The sequence below is a fragment of the Vibrio sp. TRT 1302 genome (assembly GCF_050113875.1).
GTDB lineage: Bacteria > Pseudomonadota > Gammaproteobacteria > Enterobacterales > Vibrionaceae > Vibrio.
In genome coordinates, this window is record NZ_JBNJOF010000008.1 from 37,051 (window position 1) to 52,119 (window position 15,069).

Below are 15,069 nucleotides of genomic sequence, written 5' to 3' on the forward strand. Positions count from 1 at the left end.
GGAGGGGGTGTGAATTTAGACTTTCTATTTGGTGGGTTAGAGGCGAACAGCACTCACAAACCAAATGCATGCGTCAAGTGCAGCAGTAAGATTATCAGTGGGGGTTTTGCTGATTCTATATGCCTTGACTGCCGTAAAACCGAGGCTTATGTGAATGAGTTTAGGGGTAACTGTCCAGAAGCGGTGCTGACCGCAATGTTCAACTTAGATGTCTGCAAACGGCGAATTGCTACTATTTTCGAACAAGAAAAATTGGGTGTAGAGCTAGATTTAGCCGTTGTGTTCGATATTGAAACAAAGATACAGCAAGTACTCATTCTATTAGAAGAAGTACCGGACAAAAGTGAACCAGTAAAGCATATCTATATTAGCTGTGCTGAAATTAGAGATTTGATCAATAGCCGAAATATTCTTTCTGCGGTGAGTTGATAGCATATAAATTTTCACATGGATGTTACTTCATGAAATATAAATTTCAAAATATTCCTATTTTGTATCAGGTTCTTGCACCTGTTGCGTTGGCGATTGTTTTATTTGTCGTTGCTGTTGCATTGGCAAATAATAAATTGAGCAATACATTAACTAACTCCCAGCTTTCTTACGATACGGTAGAGTATTCAACTTATGTACAAGAAGCGGAGAGGATTGTTTGGCGTTTTCGTATGGCGGCGAATCAAACCCTCGCGGGAGACAAGGAGTGGGACGCTTTTTATCAAGAGTTAGCAGAGCATTTAAAACTACTCACGACGCATTTTACCAGCCTTAGATCATCGTATGTATTTAATAGTAGTGCGGAAAACCTGGTCAATACCATTGAAACGGGGGTCGCAGATTACGAAAAACAGATGAAGGAAATCCACAACCTCAAAACACAAGTTGATAGAGAGTATTCATCGTTGCCGTGGATTTACGAGAAAATTAATCAAACGGATGCGTCGATTGTATCCAATAGTACGCTTTCCGAGATGGATAGACAGAAATGGTTCACCGCCAAAGAGCAGCTGTTTGTCGAGTCTACGCAGGTTCAAACGTACTTTGGTGAGTTAATGCAGCGATATGATGTGAAAACTCAGGCCAAGCTCGACAGAGCGTTATCAAAGCTAGGTCAGGTGATTTCTGATTTGGACAATCCGATAGTGGAGCGAAATATTAGCAATGTACTTAAAGATTACCTAGCCTCGGTTGACCGAATCAACAGCATTAACAGGCAAATATTTGCTAAGGAAGAGCAACTTGCTGCTTTGGGGTTATCACTGCGTCAGAGTGTCAGCACGTTATCGAGTCAGGCGGAAGAGCGAGTAGAGTCTGCTTCTGAACAGAGCTTAGTGTTGATCAGTGAAACGCAGTCGATGCTTACCTTAGCCGTGATTGCCGCGTCGGCGCTGGCTGCATTAGGGGGGTATCTGTGCGCAAGTCGAATCAAAGTGAACTTAACGCGATTACAAGTGGTGATCGAATCCGTTGCTCGTGGCGAGTTGTATAGTAAAGTCAATGTTGACGCAACTAACGAGATCGGCGTGCTATGCAAAAATACCGATAGTACTATCGACTCTCTAAACAGTACGGTCGGAAACCTTCGTAATGTTGGAATGGAGGTTTCGTCTTCGGCGACTGAACTCGTGTCAGTAATGACAGAACTCGAAGCCAATGCCAATGAGCAACGTGTTCAAGTCGAGTTGATTGCCTCTGCAATTACTGAACTGGCAACGAGTTCGACTCAAGTGGCGGCTTCCGCTGCGTCTGCTGATCAAAACGCAAAGGCTGTCATTGATATTACAAATCAAGGTGTGGAACTTGCGCAAAATGGTGTGCATCTATCCGAAGAGCTGTGTTCAGAGTTACAACAAACATCTAATGTCGCGTCGAGCTTAGAGGAGCTATCCAATAATGTTTCTAGCTTCGTAAACATGATCGAGAATATCGCAGAGCAGACGAACTTATTAGCACTGAATGCAGCAATTGAAGCGGCTCGTGCAGGTGAAAGTGGTCGAGGATTTGCTGTCGTAGCAGACGAGGTTCGCGTTCTGGCGCAGAAAACCTCTGAAAGTACTGGCTCAATCCAAGATTTGGTTAACACGCTGCAAGTAAGAGCAAAAGACATGATGTCGTCAGTGGATCGTTGCGTAGAAAAAGTCGTTGCGACCTCGGATATCAACAAACAAACCAGTGCCCAACTGTTAACTATTTCGGATGAAGTTGCGCACATTTCGATGAATAACAGCGAAATGTCTGCCGCAGCAGATGAGCAAAGCCGTGCGATCACATCAATGAACGAAAACATTGCCTCCATTGATTCTGCGATTGCACAAAACGCAACAGGAGTTACTCAAAGTACCGAAGCCGCATCGTACCTATCGCAATTGTCAGAGAACCAAAGCCACCAACTACAGTTCTTTAAGTTAGACGCGGCCAGCTAATTAATGGATAGGGTAGTGAGTAACACAACTGTTAGGGTTACAATACCTGCCTTACATCCCAAGTGGATCATTGAGTCAACTTCTCTGGCTAGTGAAAAATGGAGTATTAATGAGAGTATTGGTGACAGGCTCGGCGGGAAGAGTAGGTCGTGCTATCTATATCAAATTAATGAAAACTCATGATGTGGTTGGTCTAGATAAGGTTCCTTGTTCGACGGTCAGTTTTGTTGGCGATATACGAGATAGCAAACTCATTCGACATGCTCTCAAAGGGGTTGATGCGATTATCCATACCGCTGCGTTACATGCCCCTCATGTCGGTTTAATGTCTGATGATGAGTTTCAGAGCATCAATGTGGATGCGACTGAGCAACTGGCTCTTGAAGGCATCAAGGCTGGAATCAAGCAGTTTGTTTTCACTAGTACTACCGCTCTATATGGATATGCATCTACACCTGAAGGTATGGCGGGTTGGATAGATGAACAGGTAAAGCCTCAACCAAAATCAGTTTACCACCGAAGCAAGATTGCTGCAGAGAACAAACTGTATGAGATTTCAAATCTGTTTGGACTTCCTGTCACCGTGTTACAGATGTCGCGCTGTTTCCCCGAATCTGCTGACTTGATGGCAATATATCGATTGACACGAGGCATTGATGCCCGTGATGTCGCATCTGCCCATTTGTGCGCTATCGAAAAGCGTTTAAATGGATTTCATCGATTTATCGTTTCTGGTGCTACACCTTTTCAGCAAAGTGATTGTGTCGGACTTACTCATGATGCGACTGAGGTGATACTGCGTCGTTGTCCAGAAATTGCTCAAGCATTTGCGCAGCGGGGATGGGCGTTACCGCCAAGTTTGGATCGCGTCTATGATTCATCCAGAGCTCAAAAAGTATTGGGATGGTCACCGACTTATGGGTATGAAAACGTTCTGATTATGCTGGACAGCGAGAGTTCTGAGGTGTTGCCAAGTATTAGCACACAGTGAGCGAATACACTGGTATGAGTATTCTCAATACCAGTGTATAACCCATTATCAGCCTTGTGACTTTGCTAGATAGGAACGCATTTCCTGTTCGGGTACCATGCCACCGCCGGTTGCCCATACGAGGTGAGTCGCGTTGCTCATAACGGAATTGTCAAACTTCATTCTCAGCCGATATTCATGATTGTTTGTCACTACGATTGGTCCCATCATGCCAGCTAACGCCGATGGTTCGAGCTGGATATTTTCATGTTGGTTGAGTTGACCCAACAGTTGGTACATACGTTCATCCGTTACCGTGAAATAGCCATCGATCATCCTTTCCATCGCTCGTCCAACAAAGCCGGACGCGCGACCGACAGCTAAGCCGTCCGCGGCGGTTATGTTATCAATCCCGATATCTTGGACGCTGATTTTGTCGTGGAGTCCAGTATGGACCCCAAGAAGCATACATGGGGAGTGGGTGGGCTCAGCAAAGATGCAATGTACATGGTCTCCGAACGCCATTTTTAGACCAAAGGCAACACCACCAGGCCCTCCACCGACACCACAAGGTAGGTAAACAAACAAAGGATGTTGCTCGTCGACGACGATACCTTGTTGATCAAATTGTGCCTTCAAACGCTCACCAGCGACGGAATAGCCCAAAAATAGAGTTTGAGAGTTTTCGTCATCAATGAAGAAGCAATTAGGGTCACTTTCAGCTTCTTTTCTACCTTGTTCCACCGCGACACCGTAATCCTGTTCGTACTCCACGACATTGACTCCGTGATCTCGCAGCTTATCTTTCTTCCACTGGCGGGCGTCAGCAGACATATGCACCGAGACAGAAAATCCTAACTTGGCACTCATGATACCGATAGACATTCCAAGGTTACCGGTAGATCCTACCGCAATGCTGAACTGGCTGAAAAACTGACGAAAAGATTCGTTCAGCAGTAGGCTGTAATCATCAGATTTTGTTAGCAAGCCTGCGTCAATTGCGAGCCTTTCAGCATGCGTCAATACTTCATAAATGCCGCCTCTGGCCTTGATCGATCCAGAAATGGGTAAGTGGCTATCTTTTTTAAGGAGCAGATGACCTGCGATGCTGGTGTTAAATCGTCGTTCAAGTTCCATTTTCATGGCAGGTATGGAAACCAGTTCAGATTCGATAATGCCTTGTGCTGGCGCTGTTTCTGGAAAGGCTTTGGCAAGGTAAGGAGCAAAGCGTAGTAATCGCTCACTTGCATCTTGAATATCCATCGCATCAAGTCCGACATGCGGTAGCGCTTTCTCGACAGAAGTAATCGAAGGATTAAACCAAGATGTTTCGTTGAGCGCGATAAGCTCTTCGACGAGCGGGTATTGTTGGATAAGCGGATCAATCTGGAATGTCATTACATTACCTTGCTTGTTTGAGAATGTTGCCCTTTACAGACACTCTAGTGGTCTGCCGACAGACTTATTACCAGAATACTACCTTATTTTTGCCGGTCTCTTTTGCTTGATACAAGGCTTTATCTGCTCGTGCTAATACGACGCCGATATGTGAATCTTGCGGTTGATACTCGGCCACACCAATGCTAACGGTGGAGGCAATATCTTGCTGGTTACAGATGACATGATTGCTTTCAATTGTACAGCGAATTCGTTCAGTTAGGTGCTGCACCTGATCGTAAGGAGTGTTAGTCAAAATTAGGGCGAACTCCTCGCCTCCAATTCGCGCCACGACATCCGATTTGCGAGTAACGGAAGTGATACTCGCAGTGATGTTTCTGATGACCTGATCACCGACCGCATGACCATAGTTGTCATTGACTCGTTTGAAGTTATCAATATCAATCATCACAATCGTATAGGGCAAAGCAGTACGCTTAGTTTGATTGTGGATCAACTCACCGAGTTCAAAGAATTCGCGGCGATTGCTGATTCCGGTCAGTTCATCCACTCGCGCTCTTTTTTCTGCTTTCTGGCACAAAATGGAAAGTTCTTGAGTGCGTTCTGCGACTTTTGTTCGAGCAGTTCTCTTTGTCGAGAAAGGGCGATTTTTACTTTCCTGAGGCTACGGACATAAATGGTCAGTGCGACTAACAACGACGTTAGGATGGTAAAGAATAAAGTGAAAAGGATGAAAGCGTTAGGATGATCTTTCCAAATAGGAAGAGGTTTGAATCGCACTACTGAATTGGGATCGATTTTGTGTTCGTAGCCCCAGCGGATGAGTTCATTCCAGTCATAAATCAGCTCAAAACCATCACTAGACAACTCAATCGGCAGGTTGTTGACGATATTTATCGACGCTTCTCCAGCCATCATGCCAAGCTGAGTAGGTGAGTGCAGATAGCCGCCAACGGTTCCGAAACCTAATTCAGATACGGAGGTGGAAAAAAGTGGGGCGTTGGCCACGTCACGCAGTTTTTTCATAACTTCAACAGGAGAGAGTCCTCTGCCGTTTGATTCACGATAAATAGGGGTATAAAAAATAGCGCTATTACTGGGTATTTCTGACACGGCTTCCTGTAAAGAAGACAAATCCATATTAACGAGCGTCTTATAGGGCGTATCCGCTAGGTCGAGTTCGTTGGATATATTGCTCAATCTATGTTGATCACTGGGATTTATTGAGTCGCCAACAACAAATACTTGTACAGGCGTAGCTAGGCGCAGTGCCTCTTTAACGATGAGAGAATAGTTTATTGTCGTTTCGATTCTGATTACATCGTCAGAGCTATTTGGGAGCCGATTTTGGGATTGAATCAGAATTCGTTTGGATGAAGGAAAGAGATCAGGATAGGAAAGAGAAAAATCAGAGGCTGCGGGTCCAGCAGAAATAAATAAATCGGGCTGCTTGCTGCCAAATTTCGCTTTCAGATAGTTGAACATGGCCTCTCGCTGTTTCATCTCTTCAAATCGGCCGGCGTCCAAGTGGTCGGTATAAAATACAACGGGTAATTTACTTTGATTCAAGTGATTAGTCAGACCTTCAGCAACCGCACCAGTCCAAGCCGAGTTGTAGGATCCTGATCCTAGGAAAAAGACCGTAATGGGAGACGCGTAACAGGGTATTGCCGATAAGAAAGAGGCAATAACTAGCGCGTAAATAGTGAATAATCTCTTAGTGAGTTCCATAGTTATTACAATTACCGTCCATTGGAATTGAATAGCCTTCGAAACATCGACAGGCACGAAAATATCGTGTTATCGAATAGGGCTCCATATAATTCAAATTAGCACATCTGTGTCAGAGGCTACTGAGAACTTTTGCATTCATTGAGGTATCTCAAGAAAGGGATGATTTTATGGGTGATGAGTGGTTGGTCAATAACTCATTAGAGGTATTTGCTCTGCACGACTTTGGTGCAAAAAGGCTTATCTTTCCACTAGTTACCTTGAGCTATCTATTTTTAGCCGAGAGTAAATGGCTAACGAGAAAGGTAAAGACAAAATGATTACCATGAGTGGAATGCTCTCTCCGATGTGGCGTTTTGCACTCGGAGAGAGTTATAATCCGTCAGGATAGAGCCCGTTATTTCGTGTGGAAAATCTGCTCGGTTTCCAGTGCGGTCATGGCACGGATTTGGCGCCAAACGTAGTAGAAAATGCCGAACATCATTAGCATGCTTGGAATCGCGATAATGGGATAGCTGTAAAGTGTCAGTTTACCTAACTCTTCATTGAATTCAGGTGTTCCTGCGGGGCTTGTTACAATCCAAGTTGCAAGGAAGTAGTTCATTGCCGATGAGAAGGCGAATGTACTAGCGAATAGATAGTTTGATGACATCAAGCAGCGTTCGAATGCTTGTGTTTTATTATTCTCTTTTAAGCGCTCAGTGATCAGTTCTAGGTTGAGTACGGTGTCATTTAGAACCATCTTCTGCATAAATGGGTAGCGAGTAAAGGTTGAACCTAGCACGGCCAAACCGATCAGGCCTGGAATTAAAGCCTCTTTAAGTGCTAACCAACGAGTATCGAGTTCGAGCAGACCGATCCCCCCCGTTAATAAAACACTGACAAAGCCAAGCGCTGCGATAAAGTTAAATTTCTTATTGCGAATCAGATCCATGGCGCCATAAGCAATCGGAAACGCCAGAGCAACAACCAACGCCATCGCCGTTCCTAAATGTTCGTCACCGCTGAATTTCATTAAAATAAATGACGGTATGACGACGTTAAATAAGATTTCGAATAGAGGATTCGATTTTTTTTGGGTGGTGCTGTTCATAATTTTCTACTGACTCTATAGGGCTGGCTTACATACAAATTTCGAATGGGAGTGTTCATTGTATGAGGTCAGATGTAAAGCACTAAAGTACCAGTTATGTAACGACTTATGAAAGAGACGCGATCAAAACCTGACGTCATTAGCTTGATTATTATAGCGTGATGCTAGGTTAGACGCGGTTATGGAGGGGGCGGTGATGATAAAGAGATATTGTCGCATATTCGCTCTTTTGGGGACTATCAGGCTGTTCAATAATGGCGAGAACGTCGTCAAATGAGGAGTTATTTAGCCTAATTTCACATTTACACTCCCATCTCGGCGTTAATGCTCTATAATCAGCGACCGTAATTTGGGTTACGCTTTAAATTTGTCGTTAGCTTTAGGAACAAGATATGTCATTTGCATCACAAAACTTTTCTCCAGAAATCGTGAAAGCTCTTACTGAGTGTGGGTATGAGAAACTCACTCCAGTTCAGCAACAAGCGATTCCTTTAGCTCGCCGTGGACATGACATCCTAGCTAACGCACAAACGGGTACGGGTAAAACAGCCGCGTTTGCTTTGCCTATCGTTCAGAATATCCTTGATAGTGCCAAATCCGCTAACCGCCACCAAACGCGTGCCGTTATCTTAACGCCGACACGCGAACTGGCGGAACAGGTTGCGACAAACATCCAAGATTACACAAAGTACACCGACATCAAGACCGTTGCGATCTTTGGTGGCAAGAAAATGGCAACTCAGCAGAAAGCCCTTGAAGCAGGTGTCGATGTGCTTGTTGCTACGCCGGGTCGTCTGATTGAGCACATTGAACTCAACAACGTTTCTTTGGCTAACCTAGAGTACCTAGTATTCGATGAAGCTGACCGCATGTTAGACATGGGTTTTATCGCTTCGATCGAAAAGATCATGGCTGGCGTAACCACTAAACCTCAGACTATGCTTTTTTCTGCAACTTTCTCAGCGCAGATGAACAAGCTGGCAGGTCAGATTCTACGTCAACCAAAACGCGTTTCCGTTGCTCGCGAGAACGTCACTGCTGACACCATTGCGCACGTTGTTTACCCGGTAGAGCAAGAGCGCAAGCGAGAGCTATTGTCGGAGCTTATTGGCCGTAAGAACTGGAAACAGGTGTTGGTTTTTGTTAACTACAAAGAGACGGCAAACGAGCTTCTTAAAGAGCTGAAGCTTGATGGTATTAAAGCCGTGCTTTGTCATGGTGATAAAGCGCAGAGTGCCCGTCGCCGTGCGCTGGAAGAATTCAAAACAGGTAAGGCTCGCGTGATGATCGCGACTGATGTTGCTGCTCGTGGTCTTGATATTCAGAACTTACCTCATGTTGTGAACTTTGATATGCCATTTTTGGCTGAAGACTATGTTCACCGCATTGGCCGTACGGGGCGTGCTGGTCAGCGTGGTAATGCGGTATCGTTCGTTAACCGTGAAGAAGAGCTAACGCTTCAACAGGTGGAAACCTTAATTGGTCAACGTATCTACCGTAAAGAGCTAGAAGGTTATGAGCCTAAGAACCGCGACGCTCTAATAGAGAAAATGCACACCAAACCTGCGTTTAAAAACCGTAAAACGCGTACTAACAATCCAAGTGATGCCAGTCAGGGTGAAGCGGAGCGCCGCTCACGTCTACGCCGAATGATTCGCAACAAAAACGGTAAATAGTAAAAAAGGAGCCTTTCGGGCTCCTTTTTTGTTTTGAGTGCGAGGCTATCGCTACTGTTTGCGTAACTGATAACTCTCAGCCAGCTCACCTTTAACGCGTTCGCCATTCATGTCGAGCTTGAACAAGACATTCTCACCGACGAAGTATTGATTTGCGCCACTTTCACTTTCTAGGGTGACGGTATTGCCTTTGTCATTCCAGTGGAATTGACCTTGCGACTCGATATATCCGTCTTCTTTACCTAGATAGGTCTGCGTTGCAGTGTAACTTCCATCGTGATTCAAAGTAATATGAGTCTCAATGCCACTGCAGTCAGCACAAGGTAAAATACCGACATAAGTTCCGTTCCAGTCTAATGCGTTGTTCGCTGTGTGCGCGCTATCTGCTGGTGCATCTAGTATGACTTCTGCTTGAGCTTCAGCAACAGGTTGAGCTGCCTGTGGTGGTTGTTCGTCTTGGCAACCAGCCAGCACAAATAGGGTACCAGTTAATAGAAATAGAGCCTTTTTCATATTCAGTTCCTTTACCTACGGGGGAGTGTGTCTATCATATCTCTCCGCCGATCCAACTCGTCAGTAGCAGGTGAGATTTCCGTTAAGGTTATTTGGCGTTCTGGTCAGTTTCTTGTCCGAGTAACGTGTGCATTGCATCAGCGTCGTCTCAGTGGCGTTAGCAGATGTTTTCCCAGCACATTAATCAACGCTCCCGTGACAATCAAACCGCCGCCCAAAAATGTCCAGACAGATGGGACTTCATCGAATAACCACACCCCAAGTAGAGCCGAGAACACGATCTGAACATAGGAATAGGCAGAAGCTTTTCCCGCAGCTTGAGTTTGCATCGCTTTGGTTAGCCCATATTGACCGATCTGGGTGAAAATACCGACGAGAACTAAGACGAGCAGCAGTGGCAGGCTTGGCCAGATAAAGTCTTGCCACATTAGAACCAGCGATGTTGGCAACGCCATCAAGGGAAAGTAAAAGATAATGACGGAGCTATCTTCTGTTTGACTTAGTTTGCGAACAATCACGTAGGCGATAGAACTGCCCATGGCTCCAAGCAAAGCGGTGGTGACACTAAAGATAGGCAGTTGGTAATCTATGCTGCTGCTAAGGCTTGGCTGAACCATTGCCCAGAGACCCGCCAGACAGAAAGCGATACAGATCATGGTCGATTTCTGAATCGACTCTTTTAGGAACATGAGACCTAACAAAGCGGTAAAGACGGGATGAACGTATTGAAGAATGGTCGCTTCTGCCAAAGGCAATGTGGTCACAGAGTAGTAGACACACATTAACGAAAGAGTGCCCACAAAGCCTCTGAGTAGGAGCAAAGGCTTATTGTTACCCCATACAGAGAGATGTTTTCGTTTGATATCCGCATAGCTGATGATCAAAGACACCAGTGCACGCGCCGCGACGATTTCAAACAGCGGGATACCATGATTGCTAACGTACTTCACGCAGGCTGACATTAGTGCAAAGCCAAGCGCTGAAAGAAGCATAAAGCGAACCCCAACAGGGATCTGAGTAAAATAGCGGTTTGGCATAATAGTCATCGCATTAAATAGATTAGGGACGAAGAACTTTGTTTACGGAGATTTTTAACGATATTCCGAAATCAACATCGCTTTGGTGTTGGGTTCAAGTGCCTCAAACATATGCGGACGGTCACCCGGATAGGTGATGTAGTCGCCCTCACTAAGTTCATGAATGTCATTAGTGGTACCGAGCCTAGCTCGTCCTCGGATGATCACGACATGTTCAATAGTACCTGAGTTATGGGGCTCAGAGAAAAAAGGTTCGTTTGGTGCGACTTCCAACCAATAAATGTCACGACTAGCGTTTGGTGGGCAAGCGGCCAACAAGGTCGCTTGATAGTCTTCACTTTTAGAAAACACCGAAACGCCTTCACCGTAGCGAATAACTTTGGTTTCTGCACTCGGTTCTTCAATCAGTCGAGAAAAAGGAATATCTAACACCACGCAGATTGACCATAAGGTTTCGATACTTGGGTTACCCGCTCCGTTTTCTAATTGCGACAGAGTCGATTTTGCGATTTGAGCTCGTTTCGCCACCTCACTCAGACTCAGCCCAGAGCGCTGTCTTTCTCTGGATAACGTCGCAGCAATTTGAGCAATCGGTGGCTTTTTCATGGTCATAGCAGGTTTCCATAATGCGGTTGGCATGTTCATTATAAAGAACAAAAGTACGATTTGACAAACGATCTGTTCGTGTTCAGTATAAAAAATGTTCGTTCAATATATTGAATTTTCGTTCGCTTAGGGAAACGCTTTGTTCAATACAGAAAAGGAAAACGGGAATATGGAATATCTGCTCTCTGTCGCTCTGTTTGCGGTGTCATCTTCGGTTACTCCAGGCCCAAACAACATTATGGTGATGACATCTGGTGTTAACTTTGGTGTGCGCAAAAGCTTGCCACTGCTGAGTGGGGTATGTGTTGGCTTTACCATCATGTTACTGCTGGTGGGTGTTGGTTTTGGTCAAGTGTTTCACTTTTTCCCCCAACTCGAACTGATAATTAAAGTGTTCGGTAGCGCCTATTTACTCTACCTGTCGTGGCAAATCGCAATAACCAAAGAAATTGGTAAAGGACAGCAGCAGAGCGCGCCGTTTGGGTTTATGAAAGGGGCACTGTTTCAGTGGGTCAATGCCAAAGCATGGGTGGTGGCGATTGGGGCTATTTCTGCATTTACGACGGTTGGCGAAGGGTATTTTTCTCAAAACCTGACTATTGCTGTGACGTTTCTGGTCGCCTCTTTTCCTTGTGTAGGAGTATGGCTTATGTTCGGCTCGGCGCTGCGTCGTTGGTTAACCAAGCAGCACTATTTGCGTTGGTTTAACCTGACCATGGCCTTGCTCCTTGTGGTGTCGATTGTGCCAGTAATCCGAGGTGTGATTGAGCAAATTATCGCGTGAGAAGCTCAAGTGACGGCTTGTATTCGCTTGAGAATTGAGCGGCGATAGCCCGTCATTGTTCTACGCTTATCAATAGCTATCGAGTGCGTGGATATGATAAGGAAAGTACTATGAGCAAGCCGGTTATCGCGAGCAACAAACCCGTCAAAGTTGAGTTATCCAAAGGGAATGAATACTACTTTTGCCGTTGTGGGCGATCAAAAAAACAGCCTTACTGCGATGGGTCCCACGCCGGTACGTCGTTTAAGCCGATGAGCTTCACTGCTGAAAAGAGTGAAGATGCCTACCTCTGTCAATGCAAGCATTCCGCTAACTTACCGTTTTGCGATGGGACACATAAGAAGTTCACTGATGATCAGGTTGGCAATGAGGGGCCTGGTGTTGAGTCAAAGGGTAAAGGTACGCCAATTGCAGTCGCAACAGTTGAAGAACCAACCGTTGAGTTGATTCATCAACTGGCGCGAGAAGGTCTGTCGAAATTGGGACACCATGGGCCGATGAGCGCGATGGGAGTGCCGAGAAATCGATTACCGAACTGGGATGATATTCAGATAATGGTTGCCCAGATGGCGACCAAGCCATTGATGGAAGAGGTGCAGGTTTCGACGGAGTTAATTATTGGCCCCGAAGCCAAGCGTCCATTAAAACTTGATATTCCACTGTTCGTATCGGATATGAGTTTCGGCGCGTTATCTGAAGAAGCAAAAGTGGCAATGGCGAAAGGTGCACAATTGGCAGGTACAGGCATCTGTTCTGGTGAAGGGGGAATGCTACCGGAAGAGCAAGCGGCGAACTCTCGCTACTTTTATGAGCTAGCAAGCGCTAGATTTGGTTACAGTGAGGACAAGCTCCTTGGTGTGCAAGCTTTTCATTTTAAAGGTGGCCAAGGGGCAAAAACCGGAACCGGAGGGCATCTGCCCGCCAGCAAAAATGTCGGTAAGATTTCACAGGTTCGAGGTATTCCTGAAGGGCAACCCGCGATTTCACCTCCAACCTTTAAAGATCTTCATACGAGTCGGGATTTTGCCAAATTTGCCGATCGCGTGAGAGAAATCACCGGAGGCATTCCAATTGGCTTTAAGCTGAGTGCCAATCATATCGAGCAGGATATCCAATTTGCACTTGATGCTGGCGCGGATTACCTCATCCTCGACGGCCGAGGTGGGGGTACGGGCGCGGCCCCAACCATGTTTCGTGACCATATTAGTGTCCCGACCATTCCTGCTTTAGCGCGTGCTAGACGCTATCTTGATCAACAGGGGGCATCAGGGCGGGTGACTCTCATCATTACGGGCGGCTTACGTTTACCCATGGACTTTGTGAAAGCAATGGCTCTCGGCGCGGACGGTGTCGCTATCGCGAACAGCGCGATGCAGTCGATCGGTTGTGTTGCTGCTCGAATGTGCCATACCAATAACTGTCCTGCGGGTATCGCGACGCAAAAAGCGGATTTGAGGCAGAGGTTAGATGTCGAGAAATCTGCCCATCAACTGCATAACTTTTTTAGTGCCTCGGTCAGCATGATGCAAGTAATGGCGAGAGCTTGTGGGCATCACTCTCTCAGTGAGTTTAATCGCAATGACCTAGCCACGTGGAGCAAGGAGATGTCGCAGTTGTCCGGAATTCGTTACTCTGGCTTCTGTTGAGAAAGCGAGGGCAGGAGAAGTCGTTCACCCGTTGAGCATCAAGCTCCTGCTCTGGAAAGATTTACAGTTAAACTCGAACGCGTTAGATTGCCACTGGCATGACAATCTATGGAAAGAAAAATGAGCATCCATCTAAAACAGCTATGTACGACCCACTTACCTGGAAACAAAGAAGATTCGCCGGCAGTCCATTTTTCAAAAATGGCGCAGTGGTGTGAACAGCACAATGTTGCCCACGATGTTTACGGTGAAGGTGAAACTATACAGGCTTTCGAGCAAAAAGTGGCCGAACTACTGGGTTACGAAGCAGGTCTATTTGTTATCACTGGTACTATGACCCAACCGACAGTACTTGAATTAGTGACCAGACAGAAGCGCAATCCGATTGTTGCGATGCACCCGTCAAGCCATATTTATGTTCATGAAAGGCAGGGTTACCAGCTGCAAAACCGATTTAACATCTTGCCGGTAGGGAATGAGTTCAAGCCGTGGAAGCTTGAAGATCTCCAGGCTTGGCCAGATGAAATCGCTGCGGTTTTGTACGAACTGCCAATGCGTGAGATTGGCGGTCAATTACCATCGTGGGAAGAGTTAGAACGTATCAAGCAACATTGTGCGGAGAACAACATTCATCTGCACATGGATGGTGCGCGTCTTTGGGAGACGGCCGCTTATTACCAAAAAGAGTATCATCAGATTGCTCAAGGATTTGATACGGCGTATGTCTCTCTTTATAAGGGCATCAATGGATTGGGTGGTTCGATGCTACTAGGTTCAAAGGCGTTTATTCAACTTGCCTCGATGTGGATGAAGCGACAAGGTGGCAATGTCTACCATAGAACGCCTTACGTGGTGTCAGCCGCCATGCAATTCGATGAGAGACTGGCTCGACTCCCTTCTCTTTTTGAACGTACCAAACAGGTCTATGAAATCATTGCTGAGTTTCCAACCTTGGCGGTGAATCCTCCCAAGCCACAATCGAATATGCTGCACCTGATATTACCGTTTAGCTTTGAACAGGCTCAGGCGTTACAACAGGCGTTTGCAACCAATCGAGGCATTTGGTTCGGGAACCCTCAAGTCACCTCTCACCCGAATCAGTCGCTTATCGAGTGGTATGTCGGTGATAACCTTCTTGAGATCAGTGATGACGAACTGCGGGCGTTTTTCGCAGAGTTGACGGCAAACTGATCATCTT

Annotated in this window: 14 protein-coding genes; 7 read left to right on the plus strand and 7 right to left on the minus strand. The window is 46.0% G+C overall.

Translation table 11 applies throughout. The annotated features are described in order from the left end of the window. Positions 1-9: 9 nt before the first annotated feature. The 3 genes from ACQEXP_RS11785 to ACQEXP_RS11795 all read left to right on the plus strand — a co-directional run bounded on the left by ACQEXP_RS11785 (position 10) and on the right by ACQEXP_RS11795 (position 3,408). Entirely contained in the window at positions 10-429 is a 420-nt protein-coding gene (locus tag ACQEXP_RS11785; RefSeq protein ID WP_426970032.1) for a hypothetical protein, read from the plus strand. 32 nt (positions 430-461) lie between these two features. Continuing rightward, a complete protein-coding gene (locus ACQEXP_RS11790; protein ID WP_426970034.1) occupies positions 462-2,417 on the plus strand; it encodes a methyl-accepting chemotaxis protein in 1,956 nt (651 codons plus the stop codon). A 109-nt stretch (positions 2,418-2,526) separates the two neighbouring features. Further along, the gene (locus ACQEXP_RS11795; protein ID WP_426970035.1) at positions 2,527-3,408 is read left to right on the plus strand and encodes an NAD-dependent epimerase/dehydratase family protein; all 882 of its coding nucleotides are present in this window, start codon (positions 2,527-2,529) and stop codon (positions 3,406-3,408) included. Between the two features lie 48 nt (positions 3,409-3,456). On the opposite strand, the gene ACQEXP_RS11800 is transcribed toward ACQEXP_RS11795, so the two are convergent. From ACQEXP_RS11800 to ACQEXP_RS11815, 4 genes are all read right to left on the minus strand, one after another. Beyond that, positions 3,457-4,785: a D-serine ammonia-lyase gene (locus ACQEXP_RS11800; protein ID WP_426970037.1), complete on the minus strand. Its 1,329-nt coding sequence runs from the start codon at positions 4,783-4,785 to the stop codon at positions 3,457-3,459. A 67-nt stretch (positions 4,786-4,852) separates the two neighbouring features. Continuing rightward, a complete protein-coding gene (locus tag ACQEXP_RS11805) occupies positions 4,853-5,335 on the minus strand; it encodes a GGDEF domain-containing protein (protein ID WP_426970039.1) in 483 nt (160 codons plus the stop codon). Further along, entirely contained in the window at positions 5,323-6,516 is a 1,194-nt protein-coding gene (locus ACQEXP_RS11810; RefSeq protein WP_426970041.1) for a hypothetical protein, read from the minus strand. The genes ACQEXP_RS11805 and ACQEXP_RS11810 overlap by 13 nt, the downstream gene beginning before the upstream one ends. A 397-nt stretch (positions 6,517-6,913) precedes the next feature. Continuing rightward, complete coding sequence (locus ACQEXP_RS11815; RefSeq protein WP_269375735.1) at positions 6,914-7,609, minus strand: VC0807 family protein; 696 nt, start codon at positions 7,607-7,609, stop codon at positions 6,914-6,916. Between the two features lie 392 nt (positions 7,610-8,001). On the opposite strand from ACQEXP_RS11815, the gene ACQEXP_RS11820 reads away from it, so the two are divergent. Then, on the plus strand, positions 8,002-9,285 hold the full coding sequence (locus tag ACQEXP_RS11820) for a DEAD/DEAH box helicase (RefSeq protein ID WP_138972731.1): 1,284 nt from the start codon (positions 8,002-8,004) through the stop codon (positions 9,283-9,285). A 51-nt stretch (positions 9,286-9,336) separates the two neighbouring features. Here ACQEXP_RS11820 and ACQEXP_RS11825 read toward each other — a convergent pair whose 3' ends face one another. From ACQEXP_RS11825 to ACQEXP_RS11835, 3 genes are all read right to left on the minus strand, one after another. Further along, positions 9,337-9,798: a copper resistance protein NlpE gene (locus ACQEXP_RS11825; RefSeq protein ID WP_269375734.1), complete on the minus strand. Its 462-nt coding sequence runs from the start codon at positions 9,796-9,798 to the stop codon at positions 9,337-9,339. A gap of 137 nt (positions 9,799-9,935) precedes the next feature. After that, entirely contained in the window at positions 9,936-10,835 is a 900-nt protein-coding gene (locus tag ACQEXP_RS11830; RefSeq protein ID WP_426970043.1) for a DMT family transporter, read from the minus strand. Between the two features lie 54 nt (positions 10,836-10,889). Then, complete coding sequence (locus tag ACQEXP_RS11835; RefSeq protein WP_269375732.1) at positions 10,890-11,447, minus strand: helix-turn-helix domain-containing protein; 558 nt, start codon at positions 11,445-11,447, stop codon at positions 10,890-10,892. Positions 11,448-11,610: 163 nt separating this feature from the next. On the opposite strand from ACQEXP_RS11835, the gene ACQEXP_RS11840 reads away from it, so the two are divergent. The 3 genes from ACQEXP_RS11840 (at position 11,611) to ACQEXP_RS11850 (ending at position 15,062) form a co-directional block, all read left to right on the plus strand. Then, the gene (locus tag ACQEXP_RS11840) at positions 11,611-12,225 is read left to right on the plus strand and encodes a LysE family translocator (protein WP_426970046.1); all 615 of its coding nucleotides are present in this window, start codon (positions 11,611-11,613) and stop codon (positions 12,223-12,225) included. Positions 12,226-12,335: 110 nt separating this feature from the next. Further along, complete coding sequence (locus ACQEXP_RS11845) at positions 12,336-13,871, plus strand: glutamate synthase-related protein (RefSeq protein ID WP_426970047.1); 1,536 nt, start codon at positions 12,336-12,338, stop codon at positions 13,869-13,871. Between the two features lie 120 nt (positions 13,872-13,991). Further along, a complete protein-coding gene (locus ACQEXP_RS11850; RefSeq protein ID WP_426970049.1) occupies positions 13,992-15,062 on the plus strand; it encodes a threonine aldolase family protein in 1,071 nt (356 codons plus the stop codon). The last annotated feature ends 7 nt before the right edge of the window (positions 15,063-15,069 follow it).